The organism is Streptomyces sp. NPDC044063, from assembly GCF_056434285.1.
Genome location: NZ_JBWKFM010000019.1, coordinates 118,088 through 138,667 on the forward strand (window position 1 = coordinate 118,088; position 20,580 = coordinate 138,667).

General features: G+C 71.5%; 20 protein-coding genes. 10 read left to right on the forward strand and 10 right to left on the reverse strand.

Going from position 1 to position 20,580, the window contains the following annotated elements:
- Window positions 1–179: 179 nt before the first annotated feature.
- Window positions 180–827 (reverse strand): histidine phosphatase family protein, encoded by a 648-nt coding sequence (locus AC07BS_RS23070; protein WP_478647317.1) that lies wholly within the window; start codon window positions 825–827, stop codon window positions 180–182.
- 41 nt (window positions 828–868) lie between these two features.
- Entirely contained in the window at window positions 869–2,197 is a 1,329-nt protein-coding gene (gene hemL / locus AC07BS_RS23075; protein ID WP_478934138.1) for a glutamate-1-semialdehyde 2,1-aminomutase, read from the reverse strand.
- 127 nt (window positions 2,198–2,324) lie between these two features.
- Between hemL and AC07BS_RS23080 the strand changes: the two genes are divergently transcribed.
- The 5 genes from AC07BS_RS23080 to AC07BS_RS23100 all read left to right on the forward strand — a co-directional run bounded on the left by AC07BS_RS23080 (window position 2,325) and on the right by AC07BS_RS23100 (window position 5,500).
- Window positions 2,325–2,894: a hypothetical protein gene (locus tag AC07BS_RS23080; RefSeq protein WP_478647262.1), complete on the forward strand. Its 570-nt coding sequence runs from the start codon at window positions 2,325–2,327 to the stop codon at window positions 2,892–2,894.
- A gap of 50 nt (window positions 2,895–2,944) precedes the next feature.
- Window positions 2,945–3,280 (forward strand): YnfA family protein, encoded by a 336-nt coding sequence (locus tag AC07BS_RS23085; protein WP_478647263.1) that lies wholly within the window; start codon window positions 2,945–2,947, stop codon window positions 3,278–3,280.
- 61 nt (window positions 3,281–3,341) lie between these two features.
- Window positions 3,342–4,094 (forward strand): SDR family NAD(P)-dependent oxidoreductase, encoded by a 753-nt coding sequence (locus AC07BS_RS23090; protein WP_478647264.1) that lies wholly within the window; start codon window positions 3,342–3,344, stop codon window positions 4,092–4,094.
- Between the two features lie 90 nt (window positions 4,095–4,184).
- On the forward strand, window positions 4,185–4,583 hold the full coding sequence (locus AC07BS_RS23095; RefSeq protein ID WP_478647266.1) for a VOC family protein: 399 nt from the start codon (window positions 4,185–4,187) through the stop codon (window positions 4,581–4,583).
- A 113-nt stretch (window positions 4,584–4,696) separates the two neighbouring features.
- Window positions 4,697–5,500, forward strand: a complete 804-nt coding sequence (locus AC07BS_RS23100) for a hypothetical protein (RefSeq protein WP_478647267.1) — start codon at window positions 4,697–4,699, stop codon at window positions 5,498–5,500.
- Here the strand turns inward: AC07BS_RS23100 and AC07BS_RS23105 are convergent, their stop codons facing one another.
- Complete coding sequence (locus tag AC07BS_RS23105; protein ID WP_478934142.1) at window positions 5,501–6,694, reverse strand: RtcB family protein; 1,194 nt, start codon at window positions 6,692–6,694, stop codon at window positions 5,501–5,503.
- 163 nt (window positions 6,695–6,857) lie between these two features.
- On the opposite strand from AC07BS_RS23105, the gene AC07BS_RS23110 reads away from it, so the two are divergent.
- Window positions 6,858–7,742 (forward strand): hypothetical protein, encoded by an 885-nt coding sequence (locus tag AC07BS_RS23110; RefSeq protein ID WP_478647270.1) that lies wholly within the window; start codon window positions 6,858–6,860, stop codon window positions 7,740–7,742.
- Between the two features lie 107 nt (window positions 7,743–7,849).
- Complete coding sequence (locus AC07BS_RS23115; RefSeq protein ID WP_478647272.1) at window positions 7,850–8,572, forward strand: hypothetical protein; 723 nt, start codon at window positions 7,850–7,852, stop codon at window positions 8,570–8,572.
- Between the two features lie 81 nt (window positions 8,573–8,653).
- On the opposite strand, the gene lysS is transcribed toward AC07BS_RS23115, so the two are convergent.
- Window positions 8,654–10,393, reverse strand: a complete 1,740-nt coding sequence (gene lysS / locus AC07BS_RS23120) for a lysine--tRNA ligase (protein WP_478647273.1) — start codon at window positions 10,391–10,393, stop codon at window positions 8,654–8,656.
- Window positions 10,394–10,563: 170 nt separating this feature from the next.
- Between lysS and argS the strand changes: the two genes are divergently transcribed.
- Window positions 10,564–12,333, forward strand: a complete 1,770-nt coding sequence (argS, locus tag AC07BS_RS23125) for an arginine--tRNA ligase (RefSeq protein ID WP_478647275.1) — start codon at window positions 10,564–10,566, stop codon at window positions 12,331–12,333.
- Window positions 12,334–12,348: 15 nt separating this feature from the next.
- Here the strand turns inward: argS and AC07BS_RS23130 are convergent, their stop codons facing one another.
- The 6 genes from AC07BS_RS23130 to AC07BS_RS23155 all read right to left on the reverse strand — a co-directional run bounded on the left by AC07BS_RS23130 (window position 12,349) and on the right by AC07BS_RS23155 (window position 18,843).
- A complete protein-coding gene (locus tag AC07BS_RS23130; protein ID WP_478647277.1) occupies window positions 12,349–12,786 on the reverse strand; it encodes an ATP-binding protein in 438 nt (145 codons plus the stop codon).
- A 274-nt stretch (window positions 12,787–13,060) separates the two neighbouring features.
- Window positions 13,061–14,053 carry a porphobilinogen synthase gene (gene hemB / locus AC07BS_RS23135; protein WP_478647279.1) on the reverse strand — a complete coding sequence of 331 codons (993 nt, stop codon included), beginning with the start codon at window positions 14,051–14,053 and terminating at the stop codon, window positions 13,061–13,063.
- A complete protein-coding gene (locus AC07BS_RS23140; RefSeq protein WP_478934145.1) occupies window positions 14,050–15,699 on the reverse strand; it encodes a bifunctional uroporphyrinogen-III C-methyltransferase/uroporphyrinogen-III synthase in 1,650 nt (549 codons plus the stop codon). Before AC07BS_RS23140 ends, hemB begins: the two co-directional genes overlap by 4 nt.
- Window positions 15,696–16,670 (reverse strand): hydroxymethylbilane synthase, encoded by a 975-nt coding sequence (gene hemC, locus AC07BS_RS23145; protein WP_478647281.1) that lies wholly within the window; start codon window positions 16,668–16,670, stop codon window positions 15,696–15,698. Before hemC ends, AC07BS_RS23140 begins: the two co-directional genes overlap by 4 nt.
- Window positions 16,667–18,061: a glutamyl-tRNA reductase gene (locus tag AC07BS_RS23150; protein ID WP_478647283.1), complete on the reverse strand. Its 1,395-nt coding sequence runs from the start codon at window positions 18,059–18,061 to the stop codon at window positions 16,667–16,669. The genes hemC and AC07BS_RS23150 overlap by 4 nt, the downstream gene beginning before the upstream one ends.
- The gene (locus AC07BS_RS23155; RefSeq protein WP_478647285.1) at window positions 18,058–18,843 is read right to left on the reverse strand and encodes a redox-sensing transcriptional repressor Rex; all 786 of its coding nucleotides are present in this window, start codon (window positions 18,841–18,843) and stop codon (window positions 18,058–18,060) included. The genes AC07BS_RS23150 and AC07BS_RS23155 overlap by 4 nt, the downstream gene beginning before the upstream one ends.
- 378 nt (window positions 18,844–19,221) lie before the next feature.
- Here AC07BS_RS23155 and AC07BS_RS23160 point away from each other — a divergent pair, with 378 nt between their 5' ends.
- Together AC07BS_RS23160 and AC07BS_RS23165 are read left to right on the forward strand one after the other, a co-directional pair.
- Entirely contained in the window at window positions 19,222–19,500 is a 279-nt protein-coding gene (locus AC07BS_RS23160) for a glutaredoxin family protein (RefSeq protein WP_478934148.1), read from the forward strand.
- 96 nt (window positions 19,501–19,596) lie between these two features.
- Complete coding sequence (locus AC07BS_RS23165) at window positions 19,597–20,544, forward strand: HAD family hydrolase (protein WP_478647288.1); 948 nt, start codon at window positions 19,597–19,599, stop codon at window positions 20,542–20,544.
- The last annotated feature ends 36 nt before the right edge of the window (window positions 20,545–20,580 follow it).

Consider the following 20,580-nt stretch of genomic DNA (forward strand, 5'->3'; position numbering starts at 1 on the left):
CCATATAAACGGACATTAGGTAGGAGGGCGCGTCGAACTACGACGGTTGCGCTCTTTTCCTCGCCTTCAGGGGTGTTCCGCAGCCCGGACCGAAGCCCGGACCACGCCGCACGCCCGGCCGCGCGCTCCGGCGCCCGGGCCCACGCCCCGGCAGCCGGAGCGCACGGAACCGGCGGGGCCTACGCCCCGAACGCCTTCGCGCCGCCCTTGACCGGCTTCGCACCCGCCAGCAGATGCGCCGGCACCAGATCCCGCGCCGGCTCGCTGTAGCCCACCGAAACGATCCTGTCGCCGCGGTACGTGAACGTCGTCAGGCTCGCCAGCGTGCACTGCCGCTTCCGCGGGTCGTGCCACAGCCTGCGCTTCTCCACGAAGCTGCGCACGATCCAGATCGGCAGCTGGTGGCTCACCAGCACCGCCTCATGACCCCGCGCCGCGTCCTTCGCCGCGTCCAGCGCCGCCATCATCCGCACGACCTGCTCGATGTACGGCTCGCCCCACGACGGACGGAACGGATTCGTCAGGTGCCGCCAGTTCGCCGGCTTCCGCAGCGCGCCGTCACCCACGCCGAACGTCTTGCCCTCGAAGACGTTCGCCGCCTCGATCAGCCGCTCGTCCGTCGCCAGGTCCAGCCCGTGCGCCTTCGCGATCGGCGTCGCCGTCTCCTGCGCCCGCTCCAGCGGCGACGCGACCACGTACGTCACATCCCGGTCCGCCAGATGCTCCGCCACCCGGTCCGCCATCCGCCGGCCCAGGTCCGACAGGTGGTAGCCCGCCCGGCGCCCGTACAGCACGCCCTCCGGGTTGTGCACCTCGCCGTGCCGCATCAGATGGACGACCGTGATGTCGTCCCGCTTCGCCTCCGCGCTCACTTGGTCCCCTCCTGGGTCGCCTCGGCCGCCGCGCGCGCCGCCGCCGGCAGCGCCGCCGCGATCCGCTCCACCGCCGCCGCGTCGTGCGCCGTCGACACGAACCACGACTCGAACGCCGACGGCGGCAGGTACACGCCCTGCGACAGCATCGAATGGAAGAACGCGTTGAAGCGGAACGCCTCCTGCGCCCGCGCGTCGTCGTAGTTCCGCACCTCGCGCCCGGTGAAGAACACCGAGAACATGTTGCTCGCCGTCTGCAGGCGGTGCACCACGCCCTGCTTCGTCAGCGCCTCGCTCACCAGGCCGCCGATCTCGGCCGCCACCGCGTCCACCGTCTCGTACGCCGCGTCGTCCAGCAGCCGCAGCTGCGCCAGGCCCGCCGCGGTCGCCACCGGGTTACCCGAGAGCGTGCCCGCCTGGTAGACCGGACCGGCCGGGGCCAGATGGGCCATCACGTCGGCCCGGCCGCCGAACGCCGCCGCCGGGAAACCGCCGCCCATGACCTTGCCGAACGTCAGCAGGTCCGGCTTCACCCCGTCGACCCCGTACCAGCCGGCGCGGCTCGTACGGAAACCGGTCATCACCTCGTCCGAGATGAACAGCGCGCCGTTCTTCGCACACGCGTCCTTCAGCCCCTGGTTGAAGCCCGGCAGCGGCGGGACCACGCCCATGTTGCCCGGCGACGCCTCGGTGATCACACACGCGATCTCACCCGGGTGGGCGTGGAACGCCGCGTGCACGGCCTCCAGGTCGTTGTACGGCAGCACGATCGTGTCACCGGCCTGCGCGCCCGTGACCCCGGGCGTGTCGGGCAGCCCGAACGTGGCCAGCCCCGAGCCCGCCGCCGCCAGCAGCGCGTCCACATGGCCGTGGTAGCAGCCGGCGAACTTGATCACCTTGGCCCGGCCGGTGAAACCGCGCGCCAGCCGGATCGCCGACATGGTCGCCTCGGTGCCCGAGGACACCAGACGCACCTGCTCCACCGGCTCCACCCGGGCGACGATCTCCTCGGCCAGCGCCACCTCGCCCTCACCCGGCGTACCGAACGAGGTACCACGCGAGACGGCCTCCTGCACCGCGGCGATCACCTCGGGGTGGGAATGGCCGAGAATCATCGGCCCCCAGGAACACACAAGGTCCACATATTCCCGGCCATCCGCGTCCGTCAGGTACGGACCCGTACCGGAAACCATGAAGCGGGGCGTACCGCCCACGGCGCGGAACGCGCGCACCGGAGAGTTCACGCCACCGGGCGTCACGACCGCCGCACGGTCGAAGAGCGTCTGCGAGACTGGGGCACTGTATGGGTAGCTCACGCTAGCCATGGTCTCAGAGCGCTCCGGCGCGTCGCGTCCGGGCGTTTCGCACGGCGCCCACGGGGGAGGTCTCTGAGACGATGATCTGGTTGCGCGGCGGGGGCTGTGCTGCGTAAAAAAGCGGTCGGGTGGAGATATGCATCGCGGTGGCGGACTGGGCGAGGGCACCGATGACCTGGGGCCCGAGCGAGCCCGCCGCGGCCGCCACCGTCGCGACGGCGACCGCCCGGAACACAGCGAGCACAGCACGGAAAGCAGGAGTGGCCGAGTGGGGGTGACCTACAAATACTTCGGCGCGCCGAACGGCGCCACCGCGGCCCGCGTCCCCATCTCCATGCGCCCCGAGGAGCTCGGCGGCGATGAACTGGGCATGGGCGGCATGTTCACCAGGATCAAGCCCGAGACCGTCGCCGCCATGGTCCTCACCGGCATCGAGGGCATACCCCTCCACAAGGTCCCCCCGCTCGAACTGGTCGTTCTCCACCCCGACTACGCCGTCGTCAAGCTCCCCATGACCGTCGTGGACCCGCTGCGCGGCATTGGCGAGGAATCGGTGGGCGCCGCGGCCTTCATCTGGTCCACGGTCCCCGACCGGGGCGGCCCCCGCGACGCCTTCTCCGTCTACCAACTGCTCCACGAATGGCAGGACTTCTCCCATCGCCTCCACGAGGCCGGGCACCAGCCCTACTGCCTCGTCTGGCCCTAGGGCCCGCCGGCGGCCGACGTCCGGCTCCACCCGGCCCGTAGCCTGCCCCCATGCTCATCGCCCGCTCCACCGCCCTCTTCCTCCTCGCCGCCCTCCTGGAGATCGGCGGCGCCTGGCTCGTCTGGCAGGGCGTGCGCGAGCACCGGGGATGGGCCTGGATCGGCGCCGGCGTCATCGCCCTCGGCGCCTACGGATTCGTCGCCACCCTCCAGCCGGACGCCCACTTCGGCCGCATCCTCGCCGCCTACGGCGGCGTCTTCGTCGCCGGCTCCCTCGCCTGGGGCATGGTCGCCGACGGCTACCGCCCCGACCGCTACGACATCACCGGCGCCCTGATCTGCCTCGCCGGCGTCGCCGTGATCATGTACGCACCACGCGGCCGCTGACCCCGGCCACCGACCCCGGCCTATGCTGCGCACAGACCACGCCAGCCCCAGGAGGCCCAGCATGAGCACCCGCACCGCAGTGATCACCGGCGCGAGCGGCGGCATCGGCGCCGCCACCGCCCGCCGCCTGGCCGCCGCCGGCCACCGCGTCGTGCTCACCGCCCGCCGCGCCGACCGCATCACCGCCCTCGCCGAGGAGCTCACCGCCGCCGGCCACGAGGCCGTCGCCCACCCCCTCGACGTCACCGACCGGGCCGCCGTCGACGCCTTCGCCCGCACCCTGGACCGGGTGGACGTCCTGGTCAACAACGCCGGCGGCGCCATCGGCACCGAGACCGTCGCCACCGCCGACCCGGCCGACTGGCGCACGATGTACGAGGTCAACGTCCTGGGCACGCTCAACACCACCCAGGCCCTCCTCCCCCGCCTCGTCGAGGCCGAGGGCACGATCATCGTCCTCTCCTCCACCGCCGGCCTCGCCACCTACGAGGGCGGCGGCGGCTATGTGGCCGCCAAGCACGGCGCCCACGTCATCGCCGAGACCCTGCGCCTGGAGCTGTGCGGCGAGCCCGTACGCGTCGTCGAGATCGCCCCCGGCATGGTCCGCACCGAGGAGTTCGCCCTCACCCGCTACCGCGGCGACGAGGACAAGGCCGCCGCCGTCTACGCGGGCGTCCCCGACCCGCTCACCGCCGACGACGTCGCCGACACCATCACCTGGGCCGTCACCCGCCCCCCGCACGTCAACATCGACCTCCTCGTCGTCCGCCCCCGCGCCCAGGCCTCGAACTACAAGGTGCACCGAAAGTCCTGACCGGGGACGATGCGGAAATGATCATGGCGCGCTAGCTTCGTGGGGAGAACCGCCCGACCCGGGCGGCCCGCACGGAACAAGGGGGAACCCATGCGCGTCATCGCCTTCGACCACCTCGTCCTCAACGTCACCGACGTCGAGCGCTCCCTGGCCTTCTACACCGGCCCGCTCGGCCTGGAGCCGGTCCGCGTCGAGGAGTGGCGCGCGGGGAAGGTCTCCTTCCCCTCGGTCCGGGTGAACCCCTCCACGATCATCGACCTGTTCGCCCGCGAGCGCGGCGAGTCCAACGTCGACCACATCTGCCTCACCGTCGAGCCCCTCGACTGGCAGGAGGTCGTCGCCTCCGGCGTCTTCACCGTCGTCGACGGCCCCGGCCCCCGCTTCGGCGCCCGCGGCACCGCCGAGTCCCTCTACGTCCTGGACCCGGACGGCAACACGGTGGAGCTCCGCTGGTACCCCGAGGACCGCGAGCAGGGCCCGACCGCGTAAGACCCCTCGGCACAAACGGAAGCAGCGCGTACACACGCCACACGCTCGTCAGTTCGAGTGACGCCCCCGCCGTTTCACACATCCGAGCGGCGGGGGCGGCCGACGATCGGTCCATGACCTTCATGGACCTCGAAGACCCCCGCTACGCGTACATGTTCGGCTTCCTGCAGGCGGACGGGCACATGCACGCGGACACTCGGCGAAGAGGATGTCTGAGCGTCGAGATCAGCTATCGCGACATCGACATCCTCCGCGCCTTCCAGGAACTGTGCCCCTACAACAGCACCATCAAGGAACGCACCCGGGCGACCAACTTCTCGGAGAACCACCGGTCCGCGATCTGGACCGTGTACGCGTTGGAAGCCAGGGAGCGCCTCGTGGAACTGGGCCTCCCCTACGGGAAGAAGTCCACCAGGATCGCCCCTCCGCGCGTCCCGTTCTCACAACGCGACTACCTCCGCGGAATCATCGATGCCGATGGCGCCGTGGGGTTCACCGCCCAAGCCCTGCCGTTCGTCAGCCTCGCCACAACGAGCACAGCGATCGCCACCTACCTCTGCCGCTATACCAATCTGACCCTCGGCATCCCACGACTGACCAGCCGGAACGCACGGGACCGCGCCTACAACATCATGTACATGCGCGAAAGCGGAGTGACAGTGGCAAACCACCTGTACTACCCGGGCAGCCTTGCGCTCGAGCGCAAGCGCTCGGCCGCCGTCGAGGTGGGCGACTGGATCCGCCCAGGGCACATGAGCCCGCCTCGACCGCGTCGCAGTTGGACACAGGTGGAGGACAACATCCTGCTCGATGCGGCCTCCATCGCGGAGGCCGCCGAGAAACTGGGCAGATCCGAGCAGTCCTGCAATCTCCGGCGCTGGCGCCTGCGCAAGAAAGCACAGGCGCAGACCGACTGATCAGCCCTTCACGCAGACGACCTGCTTGAGCTTGGCCACGACCTCGACGAGGTCCCGCTGCTGCTCCATGACCTGCTCGATCGGCTTGTAGGCGGCCGGGATCTCGTCCACCACGCCGCGGTCCTTGCGGCACTCGACGCCCCGCGTCTGGTCCGCCAGGTCCCGCTCGGAGAAGAGCTTCTTCGCCTTGTTCCGGCTCATCCGGCGGCCGGCACCGTGCGACGCGGAGTTGAACGAGTCCGGGTTGCCCAGACCGCGCACGATGTACGAGCCGGTGCCCATCGAGCCCGGGATGATGCCGTACTCGCCGCCGCCCGCACGGATCGCGCCCTTGCGGGTGACCAGCAGGTCGACGCCCTCGTAGGTCTCCTCGGCCACGTAGTTGTGGTGGCAGGAGATGACCTGCTCGAACATCGGCTTGGCCTTCTTGAACTCCGACCGGACCACGTCCTTGAAGAGCGCCATCATGATCTCGCGGTTGTGCTTCGCGTACTCCTGCGCCCAGAACAGGTCGTGGCGGTAGGCCGCCATCTGCGGGGTGTCCGCCAGGAAGACCGCCAGGTCGCGGTCGACGATGTTCTGGTTGTGGGAGAGCTTCCGGGCCTCGCCGATGTGGTACTCGGCCAGCTCCTTGCCGATGTTGCGGGAGCCGGAGTGGAGCATCAGCCAGACAAATCCCTGGCCATCGATGCAAACTTCGCAGAAGTGATTTCCGGATCCGAGCGTTCCCATCTGCTTCAGCGCCCGACTCTGACGGAATTTGACCGCCTCCGCCACCCCGTCGAACCGCCCCCAGAAGTCGTCCCAACCGGCCGTCGGCAGGCCGTGCAGCCGGCGCGGGTCCACCGGGTCGTCGTGCATCGAGAAGCCGACCGGGATCGCCGCCTCGATCTTCGAGCGCAGCCGGGCCAGGTCGCCGGGGAGGTCGTTGGCCGTCAGCGAGGTCTTGACCGCGGACATGCCGCAGCCGATGTCGACGCCGACCGCCGCCGGGCAGACGGCGCCGCGCATCGCGATCACCGAGCCGACGGTGGCGCCCTTGCCGAAGTGGACGTCCGGCATCACGGCGAGGCCCTCGATCCAGGGCAGGGTCGAGACGTTCCGCAGCTGCTGCATGGCTACGGGCTCGACCGTGGCGGGGTCCGCCCACATCCGTATGGGGACCCGGGCTCCGGGCACCTCGGTGTACGACATATCTTCCTCATTCCCCCGAAAAGTCTACAAAGCGCAAAAGCCGGACGTAAGTGCTCATCCCCGACAGTGGGACGGCAGACGCGGCAGCGCGTGCGGTACACATTGTCTCCAGCCGCCGCCCAGCGGAGGCAACCCGATTTTCGTGCGAAGGGAGCCACGGACAGTGCAGCGGAGGGCGTACGCACCGGTAGCCGCACTGGCCGCGGCGGCCCTGACCGTCGTGCTCGCCGGGTGCGGCGGGGGCGGCGGGGCCGGCGGCAAGGGCATCGACGCCAAGGCCGGGCAGTCCGGGTCGGCGGTGCCCGGCGGGCCGCCCGGGAAGTACCACAGCCTCCCGGAGCCGTGCGGCTACGTCAGCCGGGACACCGTGCGGCGGATGCTGCCCGGCGCGGGCGACGGCGACGAGCAGGAGGCCGAGCGGCTGCTGCGCGGCACGGCCGCGATCACCTACGACACCGACCGGCGCGTCGGCTGCCGCTGGAAGCTGGAGACGCCCGACGGCACCCGGCACCTGACCGTCGACTTCGAGCGCGTGGTGTCGTACCAGCCGGGCGTGAGCGACGAGGACCGGGCGCTCCAGCTCTACGAGCGCCAGGCGACGGCGGCCCGTATCCCGTCGGCGTCGCCGTCGCCTTCGGCCAAGGCTCCTTCGGCGAAGGCGCCCTCGGCCAAGGCGTCGGCGAACCCCTCGGGGTCGCCGTCCCCGGCCTCGACGCCGAGCTCCCGGAACGATCCGGGCCCGGGGCCGCAGCTGGGTGACGCGTCGGCGGCGCCGTCGGCCGATCCGTCCATGTCCGCCGATCCGCGGCTGGCGCCGCGGGTGCTGGACGACCTGGGCGACGACGCGTTCGTGAACGATGTGCTGGCGACGACGGGCTCGGGCGTCCACCGGGACGTGACGGTGGTCTTCCGGGCCTCGAACGTGCTGGTGACGATCGGGTACGACCAGTGGACGACGGACAAGCAGCACGTACCCAGCAGCCAGGACCTGCAGGGCAAGGCCCATGGCCTGGCCCGCGAGCTGGACGCGGGGCACTTCGGCAATTAGCCCCGCGAACCGGGCCCGGTTCGGCCACGGCCGGGCGCGGGCCGCGTACCGTGCCGGTAGGCGTCGTCAGGCGCCGCCGCCACCTCTGACGAATGAGCGAAGGACCCATGCACCGACGTACAGCCCCGCGACTCGCCCGAATCCTCGCCTGCGCCGCAGTACCGGTGATGCTCGTCGCCACCGGCTGCTCCTCGGACGACGACTCGGCGTCCAAGAAGGAGTCGGGCAAGCCGACGCAGTCCGCCGCGAAGCCGAGCACGTCCCCGTCGGTGAAGGCGGCGGCGTTCGCCAAGCTGCCGGAGGTCTGCAAGACGGTCTCCGAGAAGACGATCGACAAGCTGGTGCCGAAGGCGGAGAAGAAGGAGGGCAAGGCCCTTCCCGCGACGGACACCAACGACGCGGCGAGCTGCATCTGGAGCGGCCTCAACGACGAGGACGTCAAGGACATGCAGTTCCGCACGATGACGGTGTCGCTGAAGCGTTTCGTCTCGGACCCGACGCTGGGCACGGGCGAGAAGCGCGCGGCGGACTTCGTGGTGAAGCAGACGGCGGCGGCGACGACGGCGGACGGCGCGAAGGACGCGAAGTCGGAGAAGGCCTCGGGCATCGGTGACGAGGCGAACCTCGTGACCGCGGACTCGAAGAAGGGCGACAACGACTTCAGGAACGCGACGGTCGTGGCCCGGACCGCGAACGTGGTGGTGACGGTGAAGTACAGCGGCGCGGGTTACGAGGGCGCCAAGACGCCGGACGCCGATGACATCAAGAAGGGCGCCCAGGACGCGGCCAAGGAGGCCGTGACCGCGGTGGGCGACGCCAACAAGAAGTAGTCGCCGGCGGGAAGCGCACGAAAGGGCCGCCGCCCGGTGGGATTCACCGGGCGGCGGCCCTTTCGTACGTCGTCCGGTCCCTTACGGGGCCGTCACCAGCGTGCGGACGCGGTCGGCGCCCACGGCCAGCAGCAGCGTGGGCAGGCGCGGGCCCGTGTCACGGCTGACGAGCAGCTGGTAGAGGAGCACGAAGAAGGCGCGCTGGGCGGCCTTGAGCTCCGGGGTGGGCTTGGCGTGGGGCTCCAGGCCGGCGAGGACCTTGGGCACGCCGTAGACGAGGTTGGTGAGCCCGTCGAGGGACCAGTGGTCGTCCAGGCCCTCGAGGAGGAGGCGCAGGGAGTCGCGGCCCTCCTGGTCCAGGGAGGCGAGGAGCTCGGTGTCGGGCTCCGAGCGGACGATGGTGCGGTTCTCGGCGGGGACCTGGGTCAGCATCCAGTGCTGGGCGCGGTCCAGGCGGGGCCGGGTCTCGTCGAGGTCGGTGACGGGGTTGTCCGGGTCCAGGTCGCTGAGGATGCGCAGGGTCTGCTCGTCGTGGCCGGCGGTGACGTCGACGACGGAGGCGAGCGTGCGGTACGGCAGCGCGCGCGGGGTGCGCGGGAGCTCACCGGCGGCGGTGCGGACGGCGCGGGAGTGGGCGGCGGCGTCGGCGGGCAGGACGGTGCCGTCGGCGACCTTGGCCTCCAGCTTGTCCCACTCGTCGTAGAGCCGCTGGATCTCCTGGTCGAAGGCGATCTTGAAGGACTGGTTGGGCTTGCGGCGGGCGTAGAGCCAGCGCAGCAGCGGGGCCTCCATGATCTTCAGCGCGTCGCCGGGGGTGGGGACGCCGCCCTTGGAGGAGGACATCTTGGCCATGCCGCTGATGCCGACGAAGGCGTACATGGGGCCGATGGGCTGCTCGCCGCCGAAGACCTTGCGGACGATCTGGCCGCCGACGACGAAGGACGAGCCGGGCGAGGAGTGGTCGACGCCGGAGGGCTCGAAGACGACGCCCTCGTAGGCCCAGCGCATGGGCCAGTCGACCTTCCAGACGAGCTTGCCGCGGTTGAACTCGTTGAGCACCACGGTCTCGGCGTGGCCGCAGACGCAGGTGTAGGCGAGCTCGGTGGTGTCGTCGTCGTAGGACGTGACGGTGGTGAGGTCGCGCTCGCAGACGCCGCAGTAGGGCTTGTACGGGAAGTAGCCCGCGCCGCCGGAGCTGCCGTCGTCCTCGGCGGCGGCGCCGGAGCCCTCGGCGGCCTCCAGCTCGGCCTCGTCGACGGGCTTCTGCTGCTTGGCCTTGGGCTGGCCGGTGGCCTTGTCCTTGGTCCGGTACTGGTCGAGGATCGCGTCGATGTCGCCGCGGTGCTTGATCGCGTGCAGGACCTGCTCGCGGTAGGCGCCGGAGGTGTACATCTCCGTCTGGCTGATCGGGTCGTACTCGATGCCGAGCTCGGCGAGCGCGGCGACCATGGCGGCCTTGAAGTGCTCGGCCCAGTTCGGGTACTCCGAGCCGGCGGGGGCCGGGACGGAGGTGAGCGGCTTGCCGATGTGCTCGGCCCACGAGGCGTCGATGCCGGGGACGCCGTTCGGCACCTTGCGGTAGCGGTCGTAGTCGTCCCACGAGAGGACGTGGCGGACCTGGTGGCCGCGGCGGCGGATCTCGTCGGCGACGAGGTGCGGCGTCATGACCTCGCGGAGGTTGCCGAGGTGGATGGGGCCGGAGGGGGACAGGCCCGAGGCGACGACGATCGGTTTGCCGGGTGCGCGGCGCTCCGCTTCGGCGATGACCTCGTCGGCGAATCGGGAGACCCAGTCGGCCTCGGTGCTCTGAGCCTGAGCCACGGCACTTCCTTCCTTACGGTCCTGGCATGACCATTCTCCCAGACGGTGGGGGTGGCTCCGGGGTTGCCCGGCGGGATGACGGGGGCGGGGGATTTTCCGTGGGGGCCGTGATAGGCGCGTGGGATACTCGGGGTGTCGAAAATGTCGCCCAACGGAATGGCTCCCATCCCATGGCTTCGGTTCCTTCCCTCGCTTCCACGCTCGATCAGCGCATCGCGGACGCTCTCTCGGCCGCTCTGCCGGAGGCCGGTGCCGCCGACCCGCTGCTGCGACGAAGCGACCGGGCGGATTTCCAGGCGAACGGGATGCTGGCGCTGGCGAAGCGCCTGAAGGGCAATCCGCGGGAGCTGGCGGGCAAGGTCGTCGAGGGCCTTCCGGCCGACGATCTGATCGGTGAGGTCGAGGTCTCGGGTCCGGGCTTCCTCAACATCACCATCACCGACCGGGCGATCACCGGGACGCTGGCCGCCCGTGCGGCGGACGACCGGCTGGGTGTGCCGTTCAAGGAGCACCCCGGCACCACGGTGATCGACTGGGCGCAGCCGAACGTGGCCAAGGAGATGCACGTCGGTCATCTGCGCAACACGGTGATCGGCAATTCGGTCGTCCGGCTCCTGGAGTTCACCGGCGAGAAGGTGGTCAGCCGTCACCACATCGGCGACTGGGGCACTCAGTTCGGCATGCTCATCCAGTATCTGATCGAGCACCCGCACGAGCTGGACCACAAGGCCGCCGAGACCGACGAGGCCGCCTCCGGCGAGGAGGCCATGTCGAACCTGAACCGGCTGTACAAGGCCTCGCGCGCGCTCTTCGACTCGGACGAGGAGTTCAAGACGCGGGCCCGTCGCCGGGTGGTGGACCTCCAGGCCGGGGACGCGGAGACGCTGGCCCTGTGGCAGCGGTTCGTGGACGAGTCGAAGATCTACTTCTACTCGGTCTTCGACAAGCTGGACGTGGAGATCCGCGACGAGGACATCGTCGGCGAGTCCGGCTACAACGACATGCTGGCCGAGACGTGCCGGATGCTGGAGGAGTCGGGCGTCGCGGTCCGCTCCGAGGGCGCGCTGTGCGTGTTCTTCGACGACGTGAAGGGCCCGGAGGGCAATCCGGTCCCGCTGATCGTGCAGAAGTCCGACGGCGGCTTCGGCTACGCGGCGACGGACCTGTCGGCGATCCGCGACCGGGTCTTCAACCTGAAGGCCGACACCCTGCTGTACGTGGTGGACACCCGGCAGTCGCTGCACTTCAAGATGGTCTTCGAGACCGCCCGCCGGGCCGGTTGGCTGTCCGACGACGTGAAGGCCGTGCAGCTCGGTTTCGGCACGGTGCTGGGCAAGGACGGCAAGCCGTTCAAGACCCGTGAGGGCGAGACGGTCCGGCTGGTGGACCTGCTGGACGAGGCGATCGAGCGGGCGGGTGCCGTGGTCCGGGAGAAGGCCCGGGACCTGACCGAGGAGGAGATCGCCGAGCGTGCCGCCCAGGTGGGCATCGGCGCGGTGAAGTACGCGGACCTGTCGACGTCGGCGGCTCGCGACTACAAGTTCGACCTGGACCAGATGGTGTCCCTCAACGGCGACACCTCGGTGTACCTCCAGTACGCGTACGCCCGTATCCAGTCGATCCTGCGCAAGGCGGGGGACGTCGTTCCGCTCGCCCACCCGGAGCTGCCGCTGGCCCCGGCCGAGCGGGCGCTGGGTCTGCACCTGGACCAGTTCGCGGCGACGGTGGCGGAGGCGGCCGGGGAGTTCGCGCCGCACAAGATGGCCGGGTACCTCTACCAGCTGGCCTCGCTCTACACGACGTTCTACGACCAGTGCCCGGTGCTGAAGGCCGAGAGCGCCGAGGCGGTGGAGAACCGTCTGTTCCTGTGCGGCCTCACCGCCCGCACGCTCCACCAGGGCATGGCGCTGCTCGGCATCCGCACCCCCGAGCGGCTCTAGTCCGCGGGGCGGGGCTCATCCCGCGCCGGCCCCGAGTTCGAACCAGATGAGCTTGCCGACCAGCCCCTGGGGCTGGTCGCGCAGGGCGAAGCCGCCCCAGCTGTCGGCGCACCACTGGACGAGTCCGAGGCCGCGGCCGCGTTCGGCGGCGTCGGTGGCGTCGGGGAGGGCGACTCCGTCGAGGGCGGGGAGCCGGGGGTTGGTGTCCCAGACGGCCACCCGTACCCGGTCTCCCTCGCGTTTGACGCGGACGGAGGCCGGGCCGTCGGAGTAGCGGTAGGCGTTGGTGACGAGCTCCGAGGTGAGGAGTTCGGCGGTGTCGGCGAGTTCGAGGAAGCCGTGTTCCTCGAAGATCGTGCGGAGCGTGCGTCGTGCGATGCACGGCGCCATGGGGTCGGAGGGAACCTGGAGCGTGTACTCCCAGTCCTCCGTGAGTTCTGGGTCATGACTCATGCACGCCTCCGTAGCGTAAGCGTCCTGCCACACACGGTAACGATGGTCGGAGTCCCGGCGGCACGCCTCGGTCATTTCCGTGAGAGACGACCTGTGTGGGTGACGATCGTGAACTATGCGCCCTGTCTCGCGTGAGCTGCGCAAACGCGAGGGCTTCGCAGCCCGCGGGGGCGGCGGGACGACGCGGGAACGACGATGGCGGTGCCGCCGGACCGGTGGGTCCGGGGGCACCGCCATCGCGCTGTGTGACGGGCTGTGCGACGACTACAGACGACTACAGCTGCCGGGCCGCCTCGGTGGCCCAGTAGGTGAGGATCATGCCGGCGCCGGCGCGCTTGATGCCGGTGAGCGTCTCCATGATCGCCCTGTCGCGGTCGATCCAGCCGTTGGCGGCGGCGGCCTCGACCATCGCGTACTCGCCGGAGATCTGGTAGGCGGCGACGGGCACGTCGACGCTCTCGGCGACCTTGGCGAGGATGTCGAGGTAGGGCAGCGCGGGCTTGACCATGACCATGTCGGCGCCCTCGGCGAGGTCGAGGGCGAGCTCGCGCAGCGACTCCCGGACGTTGGCGGGGTCCTGCTGGTACGTCTTGCGGTCGCCCTGGAGCGAGGAGCCGACGGCCTCCCGGAAGGGGCCGTAGAACGCGGACGCGTACTTGGCCGTGTAGGCCAGGACGGAGACGTCCTCGTGGCCGGTCTGGTCGAGGGCGTCGCGGATGACGCCGACCTGGCCGTCCATCATGCCGCTGGGGCCCACGACGTGGACGCCGGCGTCCGCCTGGACCTGCGCCATCTCGGCGTAGCGCTCCAGGGTGGCGTCGTTGTCGACACGGCCCTCGGCGTCGAGGACGCCGCAGTGGCCGTGGTCGGTGTACTCGTCCAGGCACAGGTCGGACATGATGACGAGCTCGTCGCCGACCTCGGCCCGCACGTCGCGGATGGCGACCTGGAGGATGCCGTCGGGGTCGGTGCCGGCGGTGCCGAGGGCGTCCTTCTTGGCGTCCTCGGGCACGCCGAACAGCATGATCCCGGAGACGCCCGCCTCCAGCGCCTCGACGGCGGCCTTGCGGAGGGTGTCGCGGGTGTGCTGAACGACGCCCGGCATGGCCGAGATCGGCACCGGCTCGCTGACGCCCTCCCGCACGAAGGCGGGAAGGATCAGGTCGGCCGGGTGCAGCCGGGTCTCGGCGACCATGCGGCGCATGGCCGGGGTGGTGCGCAGCCGCCGGGGCCGGGACCCCGGGAACGTACCGTACGTGGTGCTCAACTCCGTGCCCTTCTACGCGATCCGGGCCGCCGCTCGCTCGGGCGGGTGACCGGGTCGCCGGCCTCCAGGGCCGCGTCGCGCCGGGCCGCGCCGAACTCCGCGAGCGCCTCGGCCAGCTTGTGCACCGAGGGCTCGGGCGACAGCACGTCCACCCGCAGGCCGTGCTCCTCCGCGGTCTTCGCGGTGGCGGGGCCGATGCAGGCGATGACGGTGACATTGTGCGGCTTGCCGGCGATGCCGACGAGGTTCCGCACCGTGGAGGACGAGGTGAACAGAACGGCGTCGAAGCCGCCGCCCTTGATCGCCTCGCGGGTCTCGGCCGGCGGCGGCGAGGCGCGCACGGTCCGGTAGGCCGTGACGTCGTCGACCTCCCAGCCCAGCTCGATGAGGCCGGCCACCAGGGTCTCGGTGGCGATGTCGGCGCGCGGCAGGAAGACGCGGTCGATCGGGTCGAAGACCGGGTCGTAGGGCGGCCAGTCCTCCAGCAGGCCGGCGGCGGACTGCTCGCCGGAGGGGACCAGGTCCGGCTTCACACCGAACTCGATCAGCGACTTGGCGGTCTGCTCGCCGACGGCCGCGACCTTGATGCCGGCGAAGGCGCGGGCGTCGAGGCCGTACTCCTCGAACTTCTCGCGCACCGCCTTGACCGCGTTCACCGAGGTGAAGGCGATCCACTCGTAGCGTCCCGTAACCAAGCCCTTGACGGCGCGCTCCATCTGCTGGGGAGTGCGCGGCGGCTCGACGGCGATCGTCGGGACCTCGCTGGGCACGGCGCCGTAGGAGCGCAGCTGGTCGGAGAGCGAGGCGGCCTGCTCCTTGGTGCGCGGCACCAGGACGTTCCAGCCGAAGAGCGGCTTGGACTCGAACCAGGAGAGCCGCTCGCGCCGCTCGGCGGCGCTGCGCTCGCCGACCACGGCTATGACCGGCTGGGCGCCGTCGGCGGACGGCAGGACCTTGGCGGCCTTGAGCGTCTGCTGGAGCGTGCCGAGGGTGGCCGTCCAGGTGCGCTGGCGGGTGGTGGTGCCGGCGACCGTGACGCTGACCGGCGTCTCGGCGGCACGACCGGCGGAGACCAGCTCGCCGGCGGCGGCGACCACGGAGTCCAGGGTGGTGGAGACGACCGCGGTGGCCTCGCTGGTGCCGACCTCGGCCCAGCAGATCGGGGTGGCGGTGCGGGCGTCGACGAAGCGGACGTCGCCGCCCCGGCCGTCGCGCAGCGGGACGCCGGCGTAGGCGGGCACGCCGACGGCCGTGGCCACGCCGGGCACGACCTCGAAGGGGATGCCGTTGTCGGCGCAGGCCAGCATCTCCTCGGCGGCGTCGCCGTCGAGGCCGGGGTCGCCGAGAACGGCACGGACGACCCGCTTGCCGCCGCGCGCGGCCGTCATGACAAGATTGGCGGTGTCCCTGAGGACGGGAACGTCCGCGGCCTTTGACGTCTCGTCAGCGACTGTGCGGGCGGGCATGTCCACGGTGCCGCGGGCATGCGTACGCACCACGTCGAGCACCTGCGGATCGGCGATCAGGACGTCCGCGGACGCCAGTGCCTCCACGGCGCGCAGCGTGAGCAGTCCCGGGTCTCCGGGGCCGGCACCCAGGAAGGTGACGTGCCCGTGCGCGGGGTGGTTCGGGGCGGTGGGGTTCAAAGTGCTCGCTCCCCCATAAGACCGGCCGCACCCTTGTCGAGCATCTCGGCGGCGAGACCGCGGCCGAGGGCAAGGGCGTCCTCCTCGGACGCGGGTACGGGACCGGTGGTGGACAGCTGCACCAGCGTCGAGCCGTCGGTGGAGCCGACGACGCCGCGCAGGCGCATTTCGGTGACAACCTGCCCGCTGGCCAGCAGGTCGGCCAGGGCGCCCACGGGCGCACTGCAACCGGCCTCCAGGGCGGCGAGCAGGGCACGCTCGGCCGTCACGGCGGCCCGCGTGTGCGGGTCGTCGAGCTCGGCGAGCGCGGCGGCGAGGGGTGCGTTGGTCACGGCGCACTCGATCGCCAGGGCCCCCTGGCCGGGGGCGGGCAAAATCCGGTCGGGGTCCAGGAACTGGGTGGCCTCCCCGGCACGGCCGATGCGGTTCAGACCCGCGGCGGCCAGCACGACGGCGTCCAGCTCGCCCTTGGTGACGTAGCCGATACGGGTGTCGATGTTGCCGCGGATCGGCACGGTCTCGATGTCCAGCCCGAGCTCGCGGGCCCAGGCGTTGAGCTGCGCCATGCGGCGCGGCGAGCCGGTGCCGACGCGGGCCCCGCGGGGCAGCTCCTCGAAGGTGAGGCCGTCGCGGGCGACCAGCGCGTCGCGCGGGTCCTCGCGGCGCGGGATCGCGGCCAGGGCGAGCTCGGCGGGCTGGGTGGTGGGCAGGTCCTTCAGCGAGTGCACGGCGAAGTCGATGTCACCCGCGAGCAGCGCGTCGCGCAGCGCGGAGACGAAGACGCCGGTGCCGCCGATCTGCGCGAGGGCCTCGCGCGAGACGTCGCCGTACGTGGTGATCTCGACCAGCTCCACGGGGCGCCCGGTGACGCGCCGCACGGCCTCGGCCACCTGGCCGGACTGGGCCATGGCGAGCTGGCTGCGCCGGGTTCCCAGGCGCAGCGGGCGCCCAGGGTCGAAGGTGTCGTTCATGCCGACTCCCGTGCTGTGTTGGGGCTGCCTTGCCGAAGATCAGCCCGGCTGACGGCCGCGACCGCCTGAGGGTCGAGGTCGAAGAGTTCCCGCAGGGCGTCGGCGTAGCCGGCGCCGCCGGGGGTGGAGGCGAGCTCCTTGACCCGCACGGTGGGCGCGTGCAGAAGCTTGTCGACGACGCGGCGGACGGTCTGGGCGATCTCCGCGCGCTGCTTGTCGTCGAGGTCGGGCAGCCGGCCGTCGAGGCGGGCCATCTCGCCCGCGACGACGTCGGCGGCCATGGTGCGCAGGGCCACCACGGTGGGCGTGATGTGGGCGGCCCGCTGGGCGGCGCCGAAGGCGGCGACCTCGTCGGAGACGATGGAGCGCACCTGGTCGACGTCGGCGGCCATGGGGGCGTCGGCGGAGGCCTCGGCCAGGGTCTCGATGTCGACGAGGCGGACGCCGTCGTCGGCCATGCGGTGGACCGCGGCGTCGATGTCGCGGGGCATGGCGAGGTCGAGCAGGGCGAGGCCGGTGCCGCAGCCCTCCTCGACGGCGCACAGGCCGCCGCGGGCCGCCAGGGCGTCCCGTATCGCGCCGGCGGTGAGGACGAGGCCGGTGGCGCCGGTGCAGGAGACGACGACGTCGGCGAGGGCGAGTTCCGCGGGGACGGCGGACATCGCCACGGCGGAGGCCGTCAGGGTGCCGGCGCCGGGCTCGGTGAGGATCTCGACGAGCCGCTCGGCCCGCTCCAGGGTGCGGTTGGCGACGGCGACGTGCGCGACGCCGGCGCGCGCGAGGGTGGCGGCGGCGAGCGAGGACATGGAGCCGGCGCCGATGACGAGGGCGCGCTTGCCGGCGGCCCAGTCGGCGACGGGGGTGCCGGCGGCGAGCTGCTCCAGGCCGAAGGTGACCAGGGACTGGCCGGCCTTGTCGATGCCGGTCTCGCTGTGGGCGCGCTTGCCGACCCGCAGGGCCTGCTGGAAGAGGTCGTTCAGCAGGCGTCCGGCGGTGTGCAGCTCCTGGCCGAGGGCGAGGGCGTCCTTGATCTGGCCGAGGATCTGGCCCTCGCCGACGACCATCGAGTCCAGGCCGCAGGCCACCGAGAAGAGGTGGTGGACGGCCCGGTCCTCGTAGTGCACGTAGAGGTAGGGGGTGAGCTCGTCCAGCGGGACGCCCGAGTGGCGGGCGAGCAGGGTGGACAGCTCGGCCACACCGGCGTGGAACTTGTCCACGTCGGCGTAGAGCTCGATGCGGTTGCAGGTGGCCAGCACCGCCGCCTCGGTGGCGGGCTCGGCGGCCAGCGTGTCGTGCACGAGGCGGGCCTGCGTCTCGCGGCTGAGGGCGGCCCGCTCCAGCACGCTCACCGGCGCGCTGCGGTGGCTGAGGCCGACGACCAGGAGGCTCATGCCGGCATCACGGCGGGCACGTCGCCCTCCGGTCCCTTTCCGCCACCCGCGGCGGTACGGACGCCGGCGGCCGGGCGGGGCTGCGCGGCCGGAGCGGCGGCGGCGCCCTGCGCGGTCTCCTCGCCGGCCTTCCGCTGCTCGTGGAAGGCGAGGATCTGCAGCTCGATGGAGAGGTCGACCTTGCGGACGTCGACGCCGTCGGGCACGGACAGCACGGTGGGCGCGAAGTTGAGGATCGAGGTGACCCCGGCCGCGACGAGACGGTCGCAGACCTGCTGGGCCGCACCGGCGGGGGTGGCGATGACGCCGATGGAGACGCCGTTGTCGCTGATGATCGACTCGAGCTCGTCGGTGTGGCGGACGGGCAGCCCGGCGACCGGCTTGCCGGCCATGGCGGGGTCGGCGTCGATGAGCGCGGCCACGCGGAAGCCGCGCGAGGCGAAGCCGCCGTAGTTGGCCAGGGCGGCGCCGAGGTTACCGATACCGACGATCACTACCGGCCAGTCCTGGGTCAGGCCGAGCTCGCGGGAGATCTGGTAGACGAGGTACTCGACGTCGTAGCCGACGCCCCGGGTGCCGTACGAGCCGAGGTAGCTGAAGTCCTTGCGGAGCTTGGCGGAGTTCACGCCGGCCGCGGTGGCGAGCTCCTCGGAGGAGACCGTGGGGACCGAACGCTCGGAGAGCGCGGTCAGCGCACGCAGATACAGCGGTAGCCGGGCGACGGTGGCCTCGGGGATTCCTCGGCTTCGGGTCGCCGGTCGGTGAGTTCGGCCAGTTGCCACGGTGCTCCTGCGGGTAGAGCGGGGCTGCGGGCGGCGCCTCGTCCCAGGACCGCCCCGTCGAACGCAGGCTATGCCTTTGTGAACGCGTGCACAAAGATGGTGTCCGTTTTGCCCGGCCAACGTGATGGGTGTCACGCGGTGATTCGGCCTGGTCCGGGAACCATGGGCGACCCGTTCGCGACAATCACACAGGCCACAGGAGTACCACGAGCACACGCACGGGGACACGGGCGCTCACTCCTCGATCCTGCCACTCCCGCCGGGAGGGCCCCCGGCCGGGAAAGACTCCCGGACACCAACAAAACGCCCACGATGGTAGTCGACTCAGGCACCCATTCCGGCCGCGCGCGGATCGCCCGGGGCGGCACAATTGCCGGCATGAGCCCCCTGCTGCGCCGCACCCCCCGCAAGAACCCCGCCGACAGCGTCGTCACGCTGGTCGGCAAGCCCGGCTGCCACCTGTGCGACGACGCCGAGGCCGTCATCGCGAAGGTCTGCGCCGAGCTGGGCGCCCGCTGGGAGAAGAAGGACATCACCCAGGACGAGGAGCTGCACCGCAAGTACTGGGAACAGATCCCGGTCGTCCTCGTCGACGGCGAGCAGCACGACTTCTGGCGGGTGAACCCCGACCGGCTGCGCAAGGCGCTGGGCGGCTGAGGTCGGGCGGTGCGTAACCGCTCCGATGCGCAGAGTTCACGCCATCGCACCGTCCCGACTTCCGGTTACCCCGAACAAAGTGACTATGCTCGCCGCATGGCCGCACTCGGATGGCTCACCCGTCGTCGGCGCTCCGCCACCGCACGCAGCGTGCTGGCAGGCGAGGCCGCGGCGGAGGCAGCCCGCAAGTCCGCGCAGGAGAACGACGAGGCCCTGGCCCAGGCGGGGCTTCCCGGCGCCGGGGAGCCCGAGCCGGAGTTCCCCGTCGCGGGCGACGTGCGCGCCGCCGCGTTCTTCGACCTCGACAACACGGTCATGCAGGGCGCCGCGATCTTCCACTTCGGCCGCGGCCTCTACAAGCGCCACTTCTTCGGCAAGCGCGAGCTGGCCCGCTTCGCCTGGCAGCAGACCTGGTTCCGGCTCGCGGGCATCGAGGACCCCGAGCACATGCAGGACGCCCGCGACAGCGTCCTGTCGATCGTCAAGGGCCACCGCGTCTCCGAGCTGATGACCATCGGCGAGGAGATCTACGACGAGTACATGGCCGAGCGCATCTGGCCGGGCACCCGCGCCCTGGCCCAGGCGCACCTGGACGCCGGGCAGAAGGTCTGGCTGGTGACCGCGGCGCCGGTCGAGACCGCGACGATCATCGCCCGCCGGCTGGGGCTTACCGGGGCGCTGGGCACGGTCGCCGAGTCGGTCGGCGGGGTCTACACCGGCCGGCTGGTCGGCGAGCTGCTGCACGGCCCGGCGAAGGCCGAGGCGGTCCGGGCGCTGGCCGCGGCCGAGGGCCTGGACCTGGAGCGCTGCGCCGCGTACAGCGACTCCGCCAACGACGTCCCGATGCTCTCGCTCGTGGGTCACCCGTACGCGGTCAACCCCGACAGCCGGCTGCGCCGGCACGCCCGCGAACACGGCTGGCGGCTGCGGGACTACCGCACGGGCCGCAAGGCCGCGAAGATCGGCATTCCGGCCGCGGCCGCCGTCGGCGCGCTGGCGGGCGGTGCCGCGGCCGCCGTCGCGGTGCGCCGCCGCCGTCGCTGAACGCGACCGCCCCGACCGGCACTTCCGTCACATCAC